Raw genomic sequence first — 15,615 nt, forward strand, 5'->3', positions numbered from 1 at the left:
ATTTAACGCCTTGATTTTATAGGCTTCTAGCGGTAACGGAGTAGAAATGAAACGTATCTTCCTGTTTTTGGTGACCAATCTGGCCATCATTCTCGTTTTGTCCATCACTTTGCGCCTATTGGGCTTCGAAGGAATGCTTGATGCGCAAGGTGTCGATCTGAATCTCAATCAAACCCTATTGTTTGCTGCCGTATTTGGGTTTGGCGGCTCTTTTCTGTCACTGGCGATGTCCAAGTGGAGTGCCAAGCGCATGACGGGTGCGGTTGTCATTGAGCAGCCACGCAACGCCACCGAACAATGGTTAGTCGAGACGGTGCGTCGCCAGGCGCAGGCCGCTGGAATTGGCATGCCGGAAGTGGCGATTTATGACGCACCGGAAATGAACGCCTTTGCAACTGGGGCGAGTAAAAACAAGGCTCTGGTTGCGGTGAGTACGGGCTTGCTACGCAATATGGGGCAGGACGAAGTGGAGGCCGTGCTGGCCCACGAAGTCAGCCATGTGGCCAACGGCGACATGATTACCCTGGCCTTGATCCAGGGCGTGGTCAATACCTTTGTCATATTCCTGTCACGAGTAATTGGGCATCTGGTGGACCGAGTTATCCTGAAGAACGAGCGTGGGCATGGAATAGGCTTTTTCGTCACAGCCTTCATCGCTGAGCTGGTGCTTGGTGTCCTGGCCAGTATTATCGTGATGTGGTTTAGCCGTAAGCGTGAATTTCGTGCCGATGCCGGTGGCGCAAGTCTAGCCTCACGGAAAAAAATGATTTCCGCTTTGGAGGCGCTGCAAAGACAGATGCAACCAAATAATGCTCTGCCAGATCAATTAGTCGCGTTTGGTATTTCGTCTACCGTAGGTCAGGGTCTAAAGGCATTGTTTATGTCTCATCCTCCTCTGGAAGAGAGAATACGCGCGCTGAAAGCCGCGAGCTAAGACGTGCTCAAGCACAGAAAGGCGCCCTCGTTGTGGCGCCTTTTTTTTCGACAGTTTTATATGGCGCTTTTGAAATCGTAGGAAAGAGTGGCTTGAGGTTGTTGTATATAAAAGCCCTGAATATGTCCAATGCCTGCCTGCCACAGAAAAGACACGCTACTGGCGTCTTGAACCGAAACAGCTATGACCGTGGCTTTGGCGCTGTCGCATTGGATGATGATCTTTTTGATGGTCTGTTGATTGCGACGATCGTGCAAAATATTGGTGATGAGCGAACCATCAATCTTGACGTAATCAAAGCTTAAACTATCCAGCAATGTTAAGTGATCGACGGATTTTCCATAGTGCTCGATACACGTTTCAAACCCCAGCTTTTTCATCTCGGGTAATAAATTTCTCAATCGTGGCAGATACTGTTTACAGGTGTCCGCGTCAAATTCGAGTGCAACCTGGTGCTTACCAATGTCGAATGTCTCTTGTATAGACTGTAGCCACACGGGAAACGTGCTGTCGAGTATCGAAGCAAGCGAAATCTTTACAAACAACTGTATAGGGTGTTCGCTGTCTTTGTGTGACTGTAAGGTCTGAAAAGCATTAATGATGACCCACTTGTCGATTTGGTGCTCAATACCACATTGACGCGCGGCATGCAGAAACTGTGTTGTTTGTACCTCTTCATCATTTTCGATGAGTCGAATAAACACGTCATAGCGATCAAAATGAAAACGGTTCTTCAAGGCCTTAATCGGCTGGAAAAAAAGACGAAATTCGTTTTGATTGATAGCGGTTTCTATACGATGTTTCCATTCGATATCGCTATTTTGGCTGGTGTCATAATCATGATAGTGGTCGAAAACATGTACACCGTTGCCTCCGTTGCGATAGGCTACCTGGCATGCAGTTTGAGCATATGAAATGAGCTGGTCGATATTGTCTATGTGCTCGGTTATTGCAACAACCCCCATGCTACACGTTAGCGAGATCTTCCCGCGTTCCGTATTAAAGGGTTTCTTGGCAATCGCAGCGCAGAGCTTTTCCGCAAGTTGTTCTGCGAACTCACTGTCGGTCTGGCGTAAAAGAATTAGAAAAACGCTAGACCCCAGATACGTTATTCGGTGAGGCGCTGGCAAATTTTTCGATAGAATATGCGCGCATTGAAGTTGCAGGTGATTACTTGACTTTATCCCAAGCGATTCTTTGGATGCCTGAAAATCATCGATTTCGATAAAGCAAAGGCAGTTTTCCTCAGTTTTCTGTTTTGCGAGGGAAATAGCGCGCTGTGTTTCTTCCAGGAAAAACTCAATATTGTCTGTTTCAGCCGCTGATTCAGCTGATGATGACTTTGGCCGATGATCGGCGCGTGAAGTGTCTGATTCTACTAGCAGGAGTACTGAGGCCTCTTCCTCGAAGCGTATAGGTCTTAGGGAAAGTCGTACCGTTATGATGTTACCGTCACTGTGCTGTAGACAGGTATCGATATGTTGCGTTGTTTGATTACTATCCTTCTCGATTTTTGTGATTGCCGACTTCATGGTCTTCAATGATTCTGCAGGAACCAGGTCGAGTATGGGCAGGCTAGTCAGTTCCGGATGGTCCAGTAATCGATGAAATTGCTGGTTTGCGTATACAATATTTCCCTGGTGGAGTACCGCTACAGCTTGATCAATGGCGTCAGCAAGAATGCGCAGATTGATCTCTGTTTGTCTGGCCATCTCGCGATTAAATAGCGCCTCTTTTACCAGATGTGAACGGCTCGCCAGAATATTCAGGTGTTCGGCCAAAGAACCCAGTTCATCTGAGGAGAAAACTTCATCTGCGCCGTCCTGGACATAATTCAGTGCCTGGTCTCGGTGATAGGTTTTTTGTATAACAATAAGTGGCGTATAGGGTAACTCTTGTTCGCGAAAGGCCAGAACCTGCTGGAAAGTCTTTTTGGAATGTTCGGGAGTATAGAGTAGGAGATCAAAGCTTGAGTTACGAGTAGGCAGTTGTAGCGGGGCATCCGAGTAAACCCCTTTTACGCTGACATCGTAACCATGTTTTCTCAGCAGGTCTGCATAAGTTTCAGCATCGGTCGCGGAATCATCGATAACAAGAATATCTATGTGTTGTGGGTTCATTCCGCACGTATCACAGTAGCATCATCAAATCGACGACCATATCTGGTCAAAGTTCTTGATGCGATCGTTCTTGTCAGTCACCGAAGACTTTTCTGCGGTTTCCAGAATATTGAATTGAAATTGGGAAAACGTGCTGGTCGATTCCAGGAGCTTTGTCAGTAAAACCTTGACTTTCTGGCCATGGATGTCGAGTTTGAGTTTGTCTCCCACATGGTAAAGCGATGGTGTAATCAGTGTGCGTGGCTGATTAACCACGCGAGCCTCGGGCAACATCAGGCTTCGGGTATAGTTCGTCACTTTCGCCTTGGCTGAAATATTTCTCGCAGCGATGGCCTCGGCCTTTGGCGCTAGTATCTCGACGCCCAGAAAAATATCGTCGTTACGATTTCTAATCCAGCGTATGACGCCGATATTCCAGATTTTATCCTCGTTATCCAGTTGTCGCATCCCAATCAAGGAACCAACCATCGTCTTTAAAGGCATATTTTGTCGCCAGCGTATGCAATAGCCGCCCGCGCTCTCGTTTACCAGCATGCAGCGATGAGACTCATATAGGTCTTGTTCCGGATCTTCAAATTCCTGAACCTCGGTCTTATATGCGGTATCGAAAAAAGTTGGCACATCGAATTGATCAGGGACTTGCAAACTGGGATTGTCGGCGATGTCCCATACATCGGGCATGCTGGTGTTGTCGACGGTGTTCTGGCCTACCAGCTTGCTTTCTTCAAATTGCGCACGCGTGTTATACGAAACGGTTTCTCTTTCCACCTGGGTTTTGTCGATGAAGTAGTGAGTCGCGCTCAAGCCCAGCGTCACATTTACCGGTAGATTCTTGCCGGTGCGGGTGAAATTGCGTTTGGGTACTGCACCCCAGGCGAGCACGAGTCGCTTTGTCGTTTCCGGGAGCAAATCCGCTACGGTAGCGGAATCACCTTCCAGATCGCTTGTAAGATCACGAATTCTGCGCGCTAAGGCACTGGTGTCGATGATACGAAGCTGGCCGTTATTCGCTTCGTCCTTGTTGTGGTGCAAATAGACTGGTGGTTTATCAACGTCCAGGTCAACAACGAACAAGCCACTCGGATTGCTAATGGCGTTGACGGGCAACAGGCTGACATCGTCAACCCACTCTGTAAGCGCGTCGTACACGCGTTGAATTTCTTTTTGTGGCAATCGATATGGATTGGCAACCGTCAATAAAAGAATTCTTTTGTACAACTGTTCAATGCTGAAAGACGATTTGCCGTCTCCTCCCTGTCTGATTTTCGTATTTTCTATTTTATTGTGCTCAGCGAATAAATAAAGATGATGCAATTCAAGCCAGATATTTTTGTTGGGTTCATTATAAACTTCGTAGCATTTGAAAAGTATGTGACTAAGAAATTCGACTGCACGCGTAATAGAGGCGATAAAAATCTTGTTGTCCAGACTTTGCGCAAAACCCGAAAGATTGGCGTTAAGAATAATTTTGTAGCCGATGGCCATTTCCCAATACAGCTCTCGGAGCAACTCTGATATACGGTAGTGTTTTTGCGAGAGTGGGAAAGGTTGCCCCAGATAATGTTTTGTTAGTGAGCGGTTGAGGTATTCCACCGGTTTGTGGAACATCTCCAGAATTTTGAAGCGCTGGTTGACCGGCATGTTATAGCGATTCAGTTCGGTTAGCGCGCGATATACCTGACGTGAAGTCTCGCCAATATGGGCCAGTGGTAAGTCTGCAATCCATTTTTCTGCGGTTTTGGAGTTTGCGTAAGGTGCCTCAAGGCTTTCCAGCTGTTGGTTGGGGATATAGAGTTTTAGGGCATTGCTCGTCGGGTTCACAGTAAATCCTTCCTGTCTGCCGGGGCGCGCGCTCCGGTTTATTGGGTATATTTTCGGCTAGGTTGATGAAATTCTTTATGCTTTTGGACCGGATACGGGGAAAAAATTCAAATTTGCAGAAAAGAAGGAGTACACACTTAACTTATTGAATAGATAAAACTCTTCCCCACTTCTCCAGGAATTTCGCGAACCAGCCTCGGTAACAGGTAGCCAGGAAGCTGCGCATGCATGGATTGATATATCGTTTGAACCGCCTTGTCAGGCACCATGAAATGGGTTGCGCCCTGTACTTTGTCTAAAGCATGTAAATAGTAGGGTGCGATGTCAGCCGCTGCCAGGGCGTGACTCAACTGTACGAGCGATTCCGCATCGTCATTTACTCCTTTGAGCAGGACGCTTTGGTTTAAGAGACGAATGCCCGCCGATGTTAGTGCCGCCGCAGCCTCTTTTAACTTGGTGTCGATTTCTCGGTGATGGTTAATATGTAGAACCACTACTGGTTTCAGGCGAGTCCCCGTCAAAAGTCGAATCAATGTCTCGGTAATTCTGCAAGGAATAACGACTGGTAAGCGGGTATGCACGCGTAGATAGCGTAGATGGGGAATACTTGCCAGGTCTTCCAGTAGCGGAGCGAGTTTGCCGTCAGTGAGGCTGAGCGGATCGCCACCGCTGAGGATTACCTCGAAGATGCTCTCATCCTGGCGCAGGTAAGAAAGCGTGTTTTGCCATTGACTTCCTAGCGGGTTGTTATCGCGATAATCGAAAGACCGGCGGAAGCAATAACGGCAATGGACAGCACAAGCTGGCGTAAGAAGTAGTAATACTCTGCCCTTGTACTTGTGAAGCAGACCGTGTTGTCGATTTGCAGCAACATCACCAACGGGGTCGGCGCTAAAGTCCTTGGCTTCGATGAGTTCATCGCCAAGCGGCAGTATCTGTCTCAATAATGGGTCGTTGGCATCTCGTGGGTGTATGCGCTGCAGATAGGGTTCAGGAACCCGAAGTGGAAATAGTGCATGGGCTTTGTGTGCTGCCGGTAGCAAATACGCCGGAAGTTCAAGGCGCTGGAAGAGCGCTTCTGGCGTATTAACAGCATTTGCGAGAATATTCTGCCAATCAGAGGCGTGCCACGATGGCACAATTCGAGGTATCATAACGCGATTTTTTACCCGAGTGAGTGTAAACGCCCCAGAAGAGGTTGATATGGCGACATATAGTACAAGTGAATTCAAGTCCGGTCTAAAGTTATTAATCGATGGTGATCCTTGCGTCATCGTCGAAAATGAGTTTGTGAAGCCAGGCAAAGGTCAAGCCTTTAGTCGCGTGAGGATTCGTAACCTCAAGACAGGTCGTGTCGTCGATAAGACGTATAAGAGTGGCGAATCAGTTGAAGCGGCCGACGTCATGGATACCGATATGCAGTATCTCTACAACGATGGTGAGTTCTGGCATTTCATGCATAAAGAAACCTTCGAGCAGGTGGCGGCCGACGCGAATTCCGTTGGTGACGCAGCGAAGTGGCTCAAAGAGCAGGATACCTGTGTGGTCACGTTGTGGAACGGCACGCCGATTGTGGTGACGCCGCCGAATTTTGTGACCTTACAAATTACAGAAACAGATCCCGGTGTACGTGGTGATACGGCTAGCGGTGGTGGTAAGCCCGCAACCCTGGAAACCGGTGCTGTGGTACGCGTGCCACTCTTCATTGAAACCGGAGAGATCATCAAGGTGGATACTCGTAGCGGCGAATATCAGGGTCGCGCCAAAGAAGAGTAGTTCTGATTGTGGAAGAATTGTGGCGCCCGTCGGCGAATATCGAAATGTTGCGCCAACGGGCGCTTCTGCTTAGACAACTGCGTGAATTTTTTTACAGCAGAAATTATCTCGAAGTTGAAACACCGCTGCTTTCCCATGCCGTGAATCCCGACCCCAATATAGACAGTTTTGTCGTAAACGGGACGGACACCGGTCTTTTTTTACACACCTCGCCAGAGTTTCCCATGAAGCGATTGTTGGCCGCAGGTAGTGGATCGATTTTTCAAATCTGTAAAGTGTTTCGAAAAGGTGAATACGGGCAGCGTCACAATCCTGAATTTACTATGGTCGAATGGTATAGGCAGGGCTATACCTACCGACAGTTAATGGATGAAATTGATGAATTGTTGCAGCAAATATGCAACTTTAAAACGTCGAAAAAGTTAACATATGTACAGCTTTTTAAGACCTATACAGGACTTGATATCTTTCATTCTAGCGTCGTTGAAATGCGACTTTTGCTCGAAAATAAAGGGTGTTTTTTTAGTGACAATATCGATAACGATATCGATACATGGCGAGACCTGGTCATGACGCATCTAATTGAGCCACAGATTGGTTTTGAGCAACCCATGTTTGTTTACGACTATCCCGCGACACAATCGGCATTGGCAATTATTTCACCGAACGATGCAAACCTTGCGCAGCGATTTGAGCTGTACATAAAAGGCAAGGAAATAGCGAATGGTTATCAGGAGTTACTCGATGCTGATGAGCAACAACGACGCTTTCAGGCACAGCTAGACATACGCCAAAAACGGGGGGAAAGTGGCTTGCCCCTGGATCAGAATCTGGTCGAAGCATTGGCAGCAAGTGAGATTGCAGCTACATCCGGTGTCGCGCTGGGACTGGATCGCTTAATGATGGTATTGCACGACATTGAGACTATGCCGGAAGTTGTCTCCTTTGATTTTGTGCGTGCCTGATGTAAATCTGTGCTATATCGCAATAAGTCGAATCTATAACTCACCTGAAACTTAAAGACATTTCTTATGATTTGTCGCGAATTTTTACAATTTTCTTCTAGTTGACTCGTGTTGTTAGGTATTTAGCCTGGGTATTAACGTAACCGATTGTTATTAATGGCTTAAATGAATTTGGCCTAGTATTTGCCATTGCGTTATAGCCAATTGGTCATAGGTTAGGTAGTACTTATGCACTAAAAACACCTAATACTAAAGTGCTATATTTCTGACAGGATTTGCTATGCTGGCGGTATTAACAATCAACAACAACGCTGTAAGCGTCTCTCCGGTTAGACGGATGGATGAGAGAGCTACACGCAAGCATGAGGTGTTACATGGGGGCTGCAAACTATATTGAAAATCGTTGGAGCCAACGTCGGCCGTTGTCGATGCAAGTGGAAGTGTTGAGTGGTGGCGTAAAGCTGGCTCAGGGCCAGGCTCGTGACGTAGGGCTTGGAGGTGTCTTTCTTTTTCTTGATCTGGAGCAACAGCCGTCGGGTGAAATCGATGTGGAACTGTTGTTTGACACCGGTAGCAATGGTGAGAGCCGACACAAACACAAGCTCCGGGCGCGCATAGTCAGACATTCTGCCGAGGGAATAGGTCTGATGTTCAGAGACTTCGACACGAGCTCGTTTAGGGCCTTGCAGGAAGTCATGCGATACACTGACGTTAGCAACTAGGTAAGTTACTTCGAGTTGTTACCCTGAGCGAGTCAGATTAAACATGCTCAAATGGGTACAAATCTCTTCAAAACGCAACACTCCGAACCTGTCTGTTGTCAGGCAGGTTCGAGTTCGTTCAAATAGATCTTAAATTCCTTTCGCCAGATGTTGTCCCATTTGAACGCTGCCGCCAGGAAGAATGTTCTTTACCCATTCAACTTTATTTTGTCCGAACAACACAATCACTGTTGAGCCCATATTGAATCGCCCAAGTTCGTCGCCTCTCGCCAGCGTCTGCGAGCCGGGTGCGTAGTTCGTTGTTACGACTCGGCTGCCATAGGGAGGAGTGATTGTGCCGGCCCAAACAGTTTCCATCGACGAAACAAAGATGGCACCAACCAGAATCACTGCCATAGGTCCGTAACAGGTTTCGAATATTGAAACCACTCTTTCATTGCGAGCAAAAAGGCTTGGTACCGCTCGCGTTGTCGCCGGACTGACGCTAAACAATCGTCCGGGTACATGGACCATGTGTTTTAACTCGCCGGCTAAGGGCGTATGTATTCTGTGATAATCGCGTGGAGAGAGATAAATAGTGGCGAAGCTGCCGTCCTTGAAAGGCTCACACAATGACTTATCCCCGCCTAGTAATTCAAGTAGCGTATAACTTCTGCCTTTGGCCTGAAAAATTTTTCCATGTTCAATTTTTCCTGCCTGACTGACAGTGCCATCGACAGGGCAGGCCACATTGGTTTCACCTTCACACAACGGTCTGGCAGAGGGTTTGAGCGCACGGGTGAAAAAATGGTTGAATGTTTCATAGCTGAGAGGATTTTCTTCCTGCGCATCGCGCATGTCGACATGATAATTTTTTACGACAAAACCGATAAGCCAGTTTTTAAACCATTTGCTGCGGGAGCGCGTAAGACGATGCATGACGCCCGACAATAGTTGATGAGGTAACACGTATTGGGGAATAGCTTTGAAGTAGTCCGCTAGTGAAGCTTGCTGTAAAGGTTCTGTGCTCATCGAATCCGCCGTAATAATTGCAAAGCGTGGTATTATCCCATGAAAATCTTTTCATACCATCACTTTTAATATGATAAATCTTGAAGCCCTAAATCAATTGTCTGTACTTTCAGAAAAATGTGGCGAGTTGCTGCGGCAAAACGGGTTGATATTGGCGACCGCAGAAAGTTGTACCGGCGGCTGGGTTGCAAAAGCCATTACCGATATCGCTGGAAGCTCGCAGTGGTTTGATCGTGGGTTTGTCACCTATACCAATATCTCGAAGACTGAGCTGCTCGATGTGAATCCTGTTACCCTGACACAATACGGCGCGGTCAGTAAAGAAGTCGTGAGCGAAATGGCCTTAGGCGCGTTACGATTCAGCCAGGCGAACATCAGCGTAGCTATTAGTGGTATTGCGGGCCCAGGCGGAGGAAGTCAGGATAAACCGGTGGGAACTGTGTGGTTTGCATGGGCAAAGCATGGTGAATTGCAGAATGCGGAGTCACTTTTGTTTGCTGGAGATCGGGAGTCTGTTCGGTTTTCCGCAGTGCTGCATGCAATACAAAAAACGTACGAATATTCTCATTGAGTATTGAGAGCAAAACCGATGTGAGTAGTAGTTTATTGCGTAGGTACGAGGGCTAAGCTATATTTTTTAAATTGGTTTTAAAAAATCGAATTTTAGCCGATAACATTCCATCATGAATAAATTGCCTGTTTGGAAGTTTGCGCTCATTACCTCGCTGCTTGCGTTGTTATCTGTCGGGGGTAATTTCTTTGGCATCCCTGTTTTTTTTGGGGTGGACTTCATTTTTGGTTCTGTTGCGGCAATTCTAGCACTGGTATTTCTTGGTCTTGTTCCTGCGCTTTTTGTGTCCCTATGCGGAGGTCTGTATACCTTGGTATTATGGGGCCATCCCTATGCGATGATCATATTTGCGCTGGAGATTATTATTATCAGCGCGCTGTATAAACGAGGAACGAGAAATCTGGTCCTGGCAGATTTGCTGTTTTGGCTGACAGCGGGAGCTTGGTTGGTGTTGATATTTTATCGGGGAGCCATAGGCGTGAGTTGGGATGCTGCGATTCTAATCGCAGTCAAACAGCCACTAAACGGTATCTTCAATACACTGATTGCCGGATTGATTGTCCATTCATTACAGGTTAGTCCCAGGTTTTTCAAGTTAATAAAGCTTGGCAAGCCAACACTTTCTTCTTTGCTGTTTCATGCCTTGCTTACGACGATACTTATCGCCGGAATGTTGCCTATTCTAAACGAGGGCTACAATCAGCGACGTATTCAAGAATTATTTTTGCTTGAGCGCATGCAGGATCAGGCGAAACAAATACGTTCTACTTTGAAGCAATCCACAACGCTGTCGAATTTAAAATTTCAACTTGACGAGAGTGATAGCGACGGCATTGCGATACTCGATGCTGCAGGAAATACAATTTTTCGCATCGGCGTTATTGCGAGTCTGGAAGATCAAAGTGGCGATATTGAAACGTTGGGCGACGGTTTTGAAATATGGTTGCCCATAGGTGAAGTCGCGGTGATGAAGCGCTGGAAACAAAGCCGGTATCGTCTGCGACAACGCGTTGACTCCATCGAAGGTATAAGTGCAATTGTCATTGAGCGGGAAGCGAAGCCTCTGGTGCAGGCTTTAGAAAATGGTCGGCTAAGATTATTTATTATGCTTGCAGCGCTGTTATTGGTAGGCATCATTGTCGCGAGAGGTCTCAGTAACTGGCTGACACGCCCCCTTAGTGCATTGGACAAGGCCAGTGGGGATTTGTCTGGGCAGATTTCACAAGGAGCGCGACCAGACTTGCCAGAAAGCGTGGTAAAGGAATATGACAATCTCAGCATCACGCTTCGTGATATGGCTGATCAACTCGGAAGCAGTTTTACGGAACTGAATCAAGTTAAGGATGATCTGGAAAAAACAGTTGAGACACGAACACACGAATTACGAGAAAGTCAGGAGCGTTGGCAGTTTGCGCTCGAAGGAGCTGGCGATGGCGTGTGGGATTGGAATGTCGCGACGGGTAGTGTTTTCTTTTCACGGCGCTGGAAATCGATGCTTGGCTATGCTGATGACGAAGTTTCTGAGAATATCAAAGAATGGAATATACGCGTACACCCGGAGGATAAAGATAAAACGATAGCAGATTTAAATCGTCATATGAACGACGAAATTGATTATTACGAAAATGAACATCGAATGCGGTGCAAAGACGGTACTTATAAATGGATACTTGATCGCGGTAAAGTAGTGGAAAGAGATAAGGAAGGACGACCTTCTCGCGTGATTGGTACTCATACAGATATTTCTGAGCGTAAGAAAAATGAAGAACGTTTGATGGCGGCAATGAATGCGGCTGAGAAGGCCAGTCACGCCAAATCGGAATTTCTTTCCTCCATGAGTCATGAGTTGCGCACGCCTTTGAACGCTATCATTGGTTTCAGTCAGCTTATCGGGCTGGACGCCGAAGATGCGGTGGTTAAATCAAATTCCGCAGAAATCTACAATGCGGGAAAACATCTGCTGGAATTGATAAATGACATTCTTGATTTGTCGAAGATAGATTCTGGCGCCATAGGGTTGTCTTGCGAGAGTGTTGAGCTCGGCAAGCTCGTATCTGAGTGTGTGATGTTAATGGGGGCGCAAGCTGGGAAGCAACATATTGAGATAAGGAATATGATTGATGAGCACGGTTCTTATCGCATACATGCTGATTACACTCGATTCAAACAAGTCTTGTTAAATTTGTTGTCGAATGCGATCAAGTATAATTGTGATGGTGGTAGCGTGGTGATCGATTGTGAGCGGAGCAGTGACGACAGGATTGCGCTTTCTATAACAGATACAGGCGTTGGAATGTCGGACGAGCAATTGCAAAATCTCTTTATGCCATTCGAGCGTCTAGGGGCAGAAAAAACAGGAGTCGAAGGGACTGGTATTGGTTTGCTGATTAGCAAGCGTCTAATGGAGCTCATGGATGGAAGTATAAGCGTTAGTAGTGAAGTTAAGGCGGGAACGATATTCACAATAAGTATAGGTTTGTCCAAGAATGAAGTTGTGGAGAAAATAAGTGACATAGGCGTCGATGATGATAGGCGGAATGTAATACCTGGTTCTGAGGCTAGTGACAGGCTGGTGTTATACATTGAAGATAACCCTGCCAATTTACAACTGGTAGCGCAGATTTTTTCATCTCTCACCTCATATCAGCTGATATACGCCACGAATGCCGTCGACGGAATTGCGCTTGCGAAATCGCGGCTACCCGATCTTATTCTGATGGATATCAATATGCCGGGCATGGACGGCTATGAGGCGCTTGCCATGCTCAAGGCCGATAAATTGACCAAGCATATCCCTGTCGCGGCAGTGAGCGGAAACGCTATGCAGTCCGATATTCGTAAAGGTTTGAAAGCAGGTTTTGAGCTGTATTTAACCAAGCCATTCCAAATTGGTGATCTGGTTGATAAGTTACATTTTCTACTATCGAATGCCCCGCCAATAGAGCGTTCTGGGACAAGTAGCTAGTTTTCTACTCATCACTGAATAATAGCAGCTATGTTTATTCTGAACTGAAACGTCTCATTTTTTGTGCTGGGTTATAGCAGTTTCAATCGTTATTCAACTCCCGCTATAAACATTCAAAGCGTTTCGGTTTCGAAAATATAATGAGTGTGTGTCGGGGTTAAGTGAAGCATCGGTAGAAGTATCGACGGCTAATTGTTTTAACAGGATATCCATTAAAGCGCGGCGACACTGTACTCGAATACAATCTCCTTCGTTGTCGTACTGCCCTAGAATTAATTTCTGTCGTCTTTGATCCAGGTGAGGGTGCGGAGCCAATTCCAGTGTGACAATGTCATTCCATTCTTCGTCGTAATTTGCATCGGACTCTGCCGGTTCGTCGATTTGTTTGGTCTTGCTTAGATGAGACAGATCGATATTCCTGAATTCGTAATGATTTTCGCAAAAGGCCCGTGCATACCAGTGTGAGTTTTGGCTGATGAGCGTGTGAGGCTCGATGATAGCTGCTTCGCCTGGGTTGTCGCCAATGCTAAAAATCGCTAATTTCTTTTTCCACTTAATCGCCTGGGTGATTTGCGCTACATACAATTTTTCCGGTAGTCGATAAGGAAGGGCTGCGCTTACGCAGGGAACACCGTAAATATTAGGGCTGTTTTGCGTGGCGTTGGTGGTCAAGTTACTTGCCAGCATCGGTAACACCCATCGCGGATTTAAATCAGAAAACATCGCTGCAAAATCCAGTGTCGGCACATAACCGAATAAGTTTTGCCGGTATACCAAGTTGCTTGGTGCAAGATCATTATAAAGCTTGAGGTCTTTTGTTGCTGCAGCGTCAGACAAGCGAAACGCATTAGCAATATCGCTGCGTGTGACAAGCCCACAATAGTACGCCATGACTTCGATATATAGCAGACGCTGTCGGGTATGCCATTTGATATCGCTGAACATCATTGTTTGAGTTGTCATCGTTAGTGCTCGTTGATCAAAACTTCGCCAGTGGTTCTCAAGTTACACGCGTATGAATCTATATGTGTGTATAAATAACCAAGGTGGTAAAAAATATTGACACTGAAAAAAGTATAAACTATTGTACGTTTATACAGTGGTTTTGGGCAAGTATCGGTGCGGGATGTTTTATCGCAACAGGGCTAATCAACGTTAAAGGGTTTGTGAATATGGAAGACAACAAAAAGCGTGCGCTGAATGCGGCGTTGAGTCAGATCGAAAAGCAATTTGGTAAAGGGTCAGTGATGCGCATGGGTGATGAAAATGCCGTGCGTGATATCGAGGCTATTTCCACTGGTTCTCTGGGTCTGGACGTGGCGCTTGGCATCGGTGGGTTGCCTAAGGGGCGCGTCGTGGAAATTTATGGACCGGAATCCTCGGGTAAAACCACGCTGACACTGTCGACGATTGCACAGTGTCAGAAGACTGGTGGGACGGCGGCCTTTATCGACGCGGAACACGCGCTTGATCCCATTTATGCGCAGAAGCTGGGTGTTAATATCGACGATTTGCTGGTGTCGCAGCCGGATACGGGCGAACAGGCGCTGGAAATTGCCGACATGCTAGTGCGATCTGCCGCCGTAGATTTGATCGTTATCGACTCGGTCGCCGCGCTTACGCCCAAGGCGGAAATCGAAGGTGAGATGGGTGATAGCCACGTCGGATTGCAGGCGCGTTTGATGTCGCAGGCATTGCGTAAACTCACCGGTAATATCAAACGCACCAATTGTATGGTGATCTTTATTAACCAGATTCGTATGAAGATCGGCGTTATGTTTGGTAATCCCGAGACCACCACCGGTGGTAATGCACTCAAGTTCTATGCCTCAGTACGCCTCGATATCCGCCGCACCGGTGCCATCAAGAAAGGTGAGGAAGTTGTAGGTAGTGCGACCAAGGTCAAGGTTGTCAAAAATAAAGTGGCACCGCCATTCAAGCAGACTGAATTCGACATTCTCTATGGTGAAGGCATCTCTCGAGAAGGCGAGATCATCGACATGGGCGTTAATATGAATATCGTGGATAAAGCCGGTGCCTGGTATAGCTATAACGGTGACCGCATCGGTCAGGGCAAAGACAATGTAAGGAATTTCCTGAAGGAGAATCCTGCTATTGCCCAGGATATCGAGGCACGAGTACGTGCCGAAATGTTGCCTGGCGCTGTGCCCGCAGGTGAGCCGGTGGTCGAGCCGGAAGAGGCTTGATGGGTCAGGACATATATAAAAGTATAAATCTCGCCGCCTTGCGTTGCCTGGGGCGGCGAGAATATGGAATCGCAGAACTCACTCAGCATCTGTGTCACAAAGGATTTCCCTCCAAGACCGTAGCCGAGGTCGTCAAACAACTGCAAAACGAGGGCGCTATCAGCGATCAACGGTTTGCGGAATCATATATTCGTGCGAGAATAGCGCGGGGTTTTGGACCCCAGCGCGTGGTAAATGAATTGCGCCAGAAGGGTATCGCAGACGAGGTCATTGATTTTTCTCTCTCCGATATCGAAGATCAGGAGATGACCGACTGGTCTGGTCTGGCTGCCCGTGTACGTGAAAAGCGCTTCGGTGTGAACGCTCCGGCGACAGTGCAGGACAAGGCCAAGCAATGGCGCTATCTACAGTACAAGGGCTTCACCAGCGAACAGATACACTCCCTATTTAACGATTAACAGACTCCGACGGAAGGCTGATAACGCTGTCCCGTAACGGGGTTGTGTGAGCAGGAAAGATTTTT

At 47.1% G+C, this 15,615-nt stretch carries 13 protein-coding genes; 8 read left to right on the plus strand and 5 right to left on the minus strand.

From position 1 onward, the window contains the following. Positions 1-46 precede the first annotated feature (46 nt). Entirely contained in the window at positions 47-934 is an 888-nt protein-coding gene (gene htpX, locus OEZ43_16700) for a protease HtpX (protein MDH5547228.1), read from the plus strand. A gap of 56 nt (positions 935-990) precedes the next feature. Here htpX and OEZ43_16705 read toward each other — a convergent pair whose 3' ends face one another. From OEZ43_16705 to epmB, 3 genes are all read right to left on the minus strand, one after another. Further along, positions 991-3,054 (minus strand): EAL domain-containing protein, encoded by a 2,064-nt coding sequence (locus OEZ43_16705; GenBank protein ID MDH5547229.1) that lies wholly within the window; start codon positions 3,052-3,054, stop codon positions 991-993. Positions 3,055-3,078: 24 nt separating this feature from the next. Further along, on the minus strand, positions 3,079-4,875 hold the full coding sequence (locus OEZ43_16710; GenBank protein MDH5547230.1) for a hypothetical protein: 1,797 nt from the start codon (positions 4,873-4,875) through the stop codon (positions 3,079-3,081). A 137-nt stretch (positions 4,876-5,012) separates the two neighbouring features. Then, the gene (gene epmB / locus OEZ43_16715; protein MDH5547231.1) at positions 5,013-6,029 is read right to left on the minus strand and encodes an EF-P beta-lysylation protein EpmB; all 1,017 of its coding nucleotides are present in this window, start codon (positions 6,027-6,029) and stop codon (positions 5,013-5,015) included. Positions 6,030-6,078: 49 nt separating this feature from the next. On the opposite strand from epmB, the gene efp reads away from it, so the two are divergent. The 3 genes from efp (at position 6,079) to OEZ43_16730 (ending at position 8,338) form a co-directional block, all read left to right on the plus strand. Continuing rightward, a complete protein-coding gene (efp, locus tag OEZ43_16720; GenBank protein ID MDH5547232.1) occupies positions 6,079-6,651 on the plus strand; it encodes an elongation factor P in 573 nt (190 codons plus the stop codon). Between the two features lie 8 nt (positions 6,652-6,659). Next, positions 6,660-7,616, plus strand: coding sequence for an EF-P lysine aminoacylase EpmA (gene epmA, locus OEZ43_16725; GenBank protein ID MDH5547233.1), 957 nt, complete (start codon positions 6,660-6,662; stop codon positions 7,614-7,616). Positions 7,617-7,990: 374 nt separating this feature from the next. Continuing rightward, a complete protein-coding gene (locus OEZ43_16730; protein ID MDH5547234.1) occupies positions 7,991-8,338 on the plus strand; it encodes a PilZ domain-containing protein in 348 nt (115 codons plus the stop codon). A 129-nt stretch (positions 8,339-8,467) separates the two neighbouring features. On the opposite strand, the gene asd is transcribed toward OEZ43_16730, so the two are convergent. Then, entirely contained in the window at positions 8,468-9,349 is an 882-nt protein-coding gene (gene asd, locus OEZ43_16735) for an archaetidylserine decarboxylase (protein MDH5547235.1), read from the minus strand. A gap of 70 nt (positions 9,350-9,419) precedes the next feature. Between asd and pncC the strand changes: the two genes are divergently transcribed. Together pncC and OEZ43_16745 are read left to right on the plus strand one after the other, a co-directional pair. After that, positions 9,420-9,920, plus strand: a complete 501-nt coding sequence (gene pncC, locus OEZ43_16740) for a nicotinamide-nucleotide amidase (protein MDH5547236.1) — start codon at positions 9,420-9,422, stop codon at positions 9,918-9,920. A 112-nt stretch (positions 9,921-10,032) separates the two neighbouring features. Beyond that, on the plus strand, positions 10,033-12,885 hold the full coding sequence (locus OEZ43_16745; protein ID MDH5547237.1) for an ATP-binding protein: 2,853 nt from the start codon (positions 10,033-10,035) through the stop codon (positions 12,883-12,885). A 93-nt stretch (positions 12,886-12,978) separates the two neighbouring features. Here OEZ43_16745 and OEZ43_16750 read toward each other — a convergent pair whose 3' ends face one another. Beyond that, positions 12,979-13,848 carry a WYL domain-containing protein gene (locus OEZ43_16750; protein MDH5547238.1) on the minus strand — a complete coding sequence of 290 codons (870 nt, stop codon included), beginning with the start codon at positions 13,846-13,848 and terminating at the stop codon, positions 12,979-12,981. Positions 13,849-14,057: 209 nt separating this feature from the next. Between OEZ43_16750 and recA the strand changes: the two genes are divergently transcribed. Together recA and OEZ43_16760 are read left to right on the plus strand one after the other, a co-directional pair. Beyond that, complete coding sequence (gene recA, locus OEZ43_16755; protein MDH5547239.1) at positions 14,058-15,092, plus strand: recombinase RecA; 1,035 nt, start codon at positions 14,058-14,060, stop codon at positions 15,090-15,092. After that, the gene (locus tag OEZ43_16760) at positions 15,092-15,550 is read left to right on the plus strand and encodes a recombination regulator RecX (protein MDH5547240.1); all 459 of its coding nucleotides are present in this window, start codon (positions 15,092-15,094) and stop codon (positions 15,548-15,550) included. The genes recA and OEZ43_16760 overlap by 1 nt, the downstream gene beginning before the upstream one ends. Positions 15,551-15,615: the final 65 nt, after the last annotated feature.

The organism is Gammaproteobacteria bacterium (assembly GCA_029881255.1).
In the GTDB taxonomy this organism is placed as follows: domain Bacteria; phylum Pseudomonadota; class Gammaproteobacteria; order S012-40; family S012-40; genus JAOUMY01.

Coding starts and splice junctions, on each gene's coding strand:
- htpX (MDH5547228.1), top strand. CDS start 47: ATGAAACGTATCTTCCTGTTTTTGGTGACCAATCTGGCCATCATTCTC.
- OEZ43_16705 (MDH5547229.1), bottom strand. CDS start 3,054: ATGAACCCACAACACATAGATATTCTTGTTATCGATGATTCCGCGACC.
- epmB (MDH5547231.1), bottom strand. CDS start 6,029: ATGATACCTCGAATTGTGCCATCGTGGCACGCCTCTGATTGGCAGAAT.
- efp (MDH5547232.1), top strand. CDS start 6,079: ATGGCGACATATAGTACAAGTGAATTCAAGTCCGGTCTAAAGTTATTA.
- OEZ43_16730 (MDH5547234.1), top strand. CDS start 7,991: ATGGGGGCTGCAAACTATATTGAAAATCGTTGGAGCCAACGTCGGCCG.
- asd (MDH5547235.1), bottom strand. CDS start 9,349: ATGAGCACAGAACCTTTACAGCAAGCTTCACTAGCGGACTACTTCAAA.
- pncC (MDH5547236.1), top strand. CDS start 9,420: ATGATAAATCTTGAAGCCCTAAATCAATTGTCTGTACTTTCAGAAAAA.
- OEZ43_16745 (MDH5547237.1), top strand. CDS start 10,033: ATGAATAAATTGCCTGTTTGGAAGTTTGCGCTCATTACCTCGCTGCTT.
- OEZ43_16750 (MDH5547238.1), bottom strand. CDS start 13,848: ATGACAACTCAAACAATGATGTTCAGCGATATCAAATGGCATACCCGA.
- recA (MDH5547239.1), top strand. CDS start 14,058: ATGGAAGACAACAAAAAGCGTGCGCTGAATGCGGCGTTGAGTCAGATC.
- OEZ43_16760 (MDH5547240.1), top strand. CDS start 15,092: ATGGGTCAGGACATATATAAAAGTATAAATCTCGCCGCCTTGCGTTGC.